Source organism: Cyanobium gracile UHCC 0281, assembly GCF_034931305.1.
GTDB lineage: Bacteria > Cyanobacteriota > Cyanobacteriia > PCC-6307 > Cyanobiaceae > Cyanobium > Cyanobium gracile_A.
In genome coordinates this window covers 1-3,163 of the sequence record NZ_JAYGHY010000111.1, presented here as the reverse complement: position 1 = coordinate 3,163, position 3,163 = coordinate 1, and the positions used below count along the sequence as shown (strand labels likewise).

Sequence of the window (3,163 nt, the reverse complement as noted above, 5' to 3'; positions counted from 1 at the left end):
CGGCCGACGTGCCCGCCCCGCTGCCGCCACCGCCCCCCGTCGTGGCACCACCACCTCCTTAGGCGGCCGCCCTAGGCCGGCCCCTGCAGCACCGCCGCATAGAAGCCGTCGCCGCCGCCCCGTTCCCCCGCCGGGGGTTCCGGCCACCACTGGCGTTCCTCCAGCAGCGACCAGCCGGGGTGGGCCTGCAGCAGTGCAGCGATCAGGCCGCCGTTCTCTCGCGGTTCCACCGTGCAGGTGGCATAAACCAGGCGGCCACCGGGTGCCAGCAGGGGCAGCAGGGCTTCCAGCAGCTGGCGCTGCAGGGTCACCAGCCCGTCGATGGCGTCCGGGGTGATCCGCCAGCGGGCGTCCGGGTGGCGGGCCAGGGTGCCGAGGCCGGAGCAGGGGGCATCGAGAAGAACGCGATCGAAGCAGCCGCACCAGTGGGGCTTGGCTTCGGCGAGGGCGGTGGCATCGAGGGCCAGGGAACGGATCGACGTGAGTCCGAGGCGCTCGGCATTGCGATCCAGCCGCCGCAGGCGGGCTTCGGAGCGATCCAGCGCCCACAACTCGCCGTGGTCGCCGATCAGCTCCGCCAGGTGGGTGCTCTTGCCGCCTGGGGCGGCGCAGGCATCGAGGATCCGCTGGCCGGGCCGGGGGTCAAGCAGGGGGGCGATGGCCTGGGCGCTTCGGTCCTGCACGCACCAGAGCCCCTCGGCGTAGCCGGGCAGGTCGCGGGGATCGCCGACCCGCTCCAGCAGGGTGAGGCCGTGGGGCGTGCCGGGCAGGGCGCGGGCGGCCACACCGGCGGCCGTGAAGCGCGCCAGCAACTCGTCGCGGCTGGTGCGCAGGGGATTGACGCGCAGGTCGAGGGCCGGCACCGCGTTGCAGGCCAGGGCGAAGGCCTCGGCCCGCTGCGGCGGCAGCCAACCGAGCAGCTCGGCGCTGAGCCAGGGGGGAAGGGAGCGGCGCAGGGCCAGGGCAGCGGCGGCATCGGCCGGCAACGGCAACCCATCCCAGGGTTCTTCGGTGCAGGGCGGAGTGCCGGCCAGGCGCTCCCGCCGCCGCAGCAGGGAACGCAGCATCCCGTTCACCACCGGCGCCAGGCGGCCCAGGCCAACGCGCTTGGCCAGGGCCACGGTGGTGCTCACCGCCGCCGCCGCCGGCACCCGATCGCTGAACAGCAGCTGGTAGAGCCCCACGTGCAGCAGCCAGCGCAGGGCCGGGGGCTGGCGCTGGGCGGACACCTTGCCGAGGGCGTCGATCCAGCCATCCAGCAGCAGCCGCTGGCGGATGGCGCCGTAGGCGATCTCGGTGGCCAGGCCGCGGTCGGCCGCCGACAGGCCACCACCGGCGCGGGCCAGGGAGGCCAGCTCGCGCTCCAGGGCGGCATCGGCGTAGGCGCCGGCCGCGACGGCCTGGAGCACCTGCCAGGCCAGCTGCCGGGAGGCCAGGCCGGGAATGGCGTCGCCGGGGACGGTGTCGCTGGCGTGAATCGGCGGGCTCCCGTGACGGTTCACTCCTTTGTACAGGAGGGCTCGGCCAGCTCCAGCGGTGGCCGCCAGCGGTGTTGGGCCAGGGGCAGGCGGCCGTCGGCGGCCACGGCGATGCCTTCGGCCAGCAGCAGCTGCCGCTGCATCCAGTCGCTGCCTTCACGGCCGGGGCTCATGGCGATGCGCCCCTGGGCATTCACCACCCGCTGCCAGGGCACCTCCGACGGCAGGGGCAGGCGCCGCAGGGCCCAGCCCACCTGGCGGGCGCAGCCGTAGGCACCGATCAGCTCCGCCACCTGGCCGTAGGTGGCCAGCTGGCCGTGGGGGATGCGCCGCACCATCGCATAGACGCGGCTGTCAAAGGGACGCTCCTCGACAGCCATGGGGTGAGCAGCAGAGGGGGCAACGTCGATGATGGCGTTTTACCAGGCCCATGCCGCTGCTGCCCCGCCGCTTCGAGCGCCTGCGCGCGGTGCTCGATCGCCGCATGGGCGATCTGACGGTGCTGCTGGAGCATGTGGACAAGCCCCACAACCTCTCGGCGATCCTGCGCAGCTGTGATGCGGTGGGGGTGCTCGAAGCCCACGCCGTCAGCCTGAAAGGGAGGGTGCCCACCTTCAACCGCACAGCCCTGGGCAGCCAGAAATGGGTGGCGCTGCACCGGCACGAGCACAGCACCGACGCCATCGCGCTGCTGAAGGCCAATGGCTTCCGGATCTACGGCACGCACCTGGGGGCCGACGCGGTGGACTACCGGAGTTGTGACTTCACCGGCCCCACGGCGTTTGTGCTGGGGGCGGAGAAATGGGGGCTGAGCGAAGCCACCGCCGCCGCGATCGACCAGGCGATCGTGATCCCGATGGCGGGGATGGTGCAGTCGCTGAATGTGTCGGTGGCCAATGCGATCCTGCTGTTCGAAGCCCTGCGGCAACGGCAGGCGAAGGGCTGCCTGCCCAGCCAGGGTGAGGGGGTGGCCGCGGAGCGCTATGGGCCGCTGCTGTTTGAGTGGGCCTACCCGCAGGTGGCGGACTGGTGCCGCCGCGAAGGGCGCCCCTACCCCGCCCTCAGCCCCGAAGGCGCCATCCTCGAGGAGCTGCCACGGGGGGTGCGTCTGCGCTGCTGATCGGGCCGCCATCGAAGCGAGTCACAGGCCGGCCGTGTGATCACTCAGGCGTGATCAGCTGCAGCCCAGGAAACGCCTGCCGGTACCGCCGGGCGTCGCGCGTCAGCAGCCGGCAGCGTTCGATCAGCGCATGGGCGCCGATCAAAAAGTCCGGCAGGATCATCTGGCGGTTACCGCCTCTGGCGCGGTAGCTGGCATGGGCACGGGCCGCGAGAAAGGCGGCTTCCCTGGGGATCGGCCAGTAGGCGTAGAGGTGGCGGGGCAGCACCTCCTCCACCGACTCGATCCGCTCGTAGGCAAAAGCCACCTCGCCATAGATCAGCGGATTGATCGCCACAGGGCCGGCAATCAGGCAGCGACGCAGCTGCTCGGCACTCCAGGATTCCCACTGAAGGTCTGCGGTGATCACATCGAGCAGCACACAGGAATCCACCATGACTGAGGTGGATGGCTTTTATTGGACAGATTCGGTCCCTGACATCGTTAACTCCGGGCGGGAGGAACAGGGTTTGGTCTCAGTGTAGACCTCATGGGGAGTTTTGCCTCCCAGTGCGCTGTGCGGTCT

The 3,163-nt window shown here is 71.4% G+C and carries 4 protein-coding genes; 1 reads left to right on the top strand and 3 read right to left on the bottom strand.

The genetic code is table 11. The features are described from left to right. Positions 1-71: 71 nt before the first annotated feature. Both VB739_RS16420 and VB739_RS16415 read right to left on the bottom strand, forming a co-directional pair. Entirely contained in the window at positions 72-1,502 is a 1,431-nt protein-coding gene (locus VB739_RS16420; protein ID WP_416233357.1) for a 16S rRNA (cytosine(967)-C(5))-methyltransferase, read from the bottom strand. Further along, entirely contained in the window at positions 1,499-1,858 is a 360-nt protein-coding gene (locus tag VB739_RS16415; protein ID WP_323358086.1) for an MGMT family protein, read from the bottom strand. Before VB739_RS16415 ends, VB739_RS16420 begins: the two co-directional genes overlap by 4 nt. A gap of 50 nt (positions 1,859-1,908) precedes the next feature. Here VB739_RS16415 and trmH point away from each other — a divergent pair, with 50 nt between their 5' ends. After that, positions 1,909-2,598 carry a tRNA (guanosine(18)-2'-O)-methyltransferase TrmH gene (gene trmH / locus VB739_RS16410; protein ID WP_323358085.1) on the top strand — a complete coding sequence of 230 codons (690 nt, stop codon included), beginning with the start codon at positions 1,909-1,911 and terminating at the stop codon, positions 2,596-2,598. Between the two features lie 40 nt (positions 2,599-2,638). Here trmH and VB739_RS16405 read toward each other — a convergent pair whose 3' ends face one another. Beyond that, positions 2,639-3,034, bottom strand: coding sequence for a type II toxin-antitoxin system VapC family toxin (locus VB739_RS16405; protein ID WP_323358084.1), 396 nt, complete (start codon positions 3,032-3,034; stop codon positions 2,639-2,641). Positions 3,035-3,163: the final 129 nt, after the last annotated feature.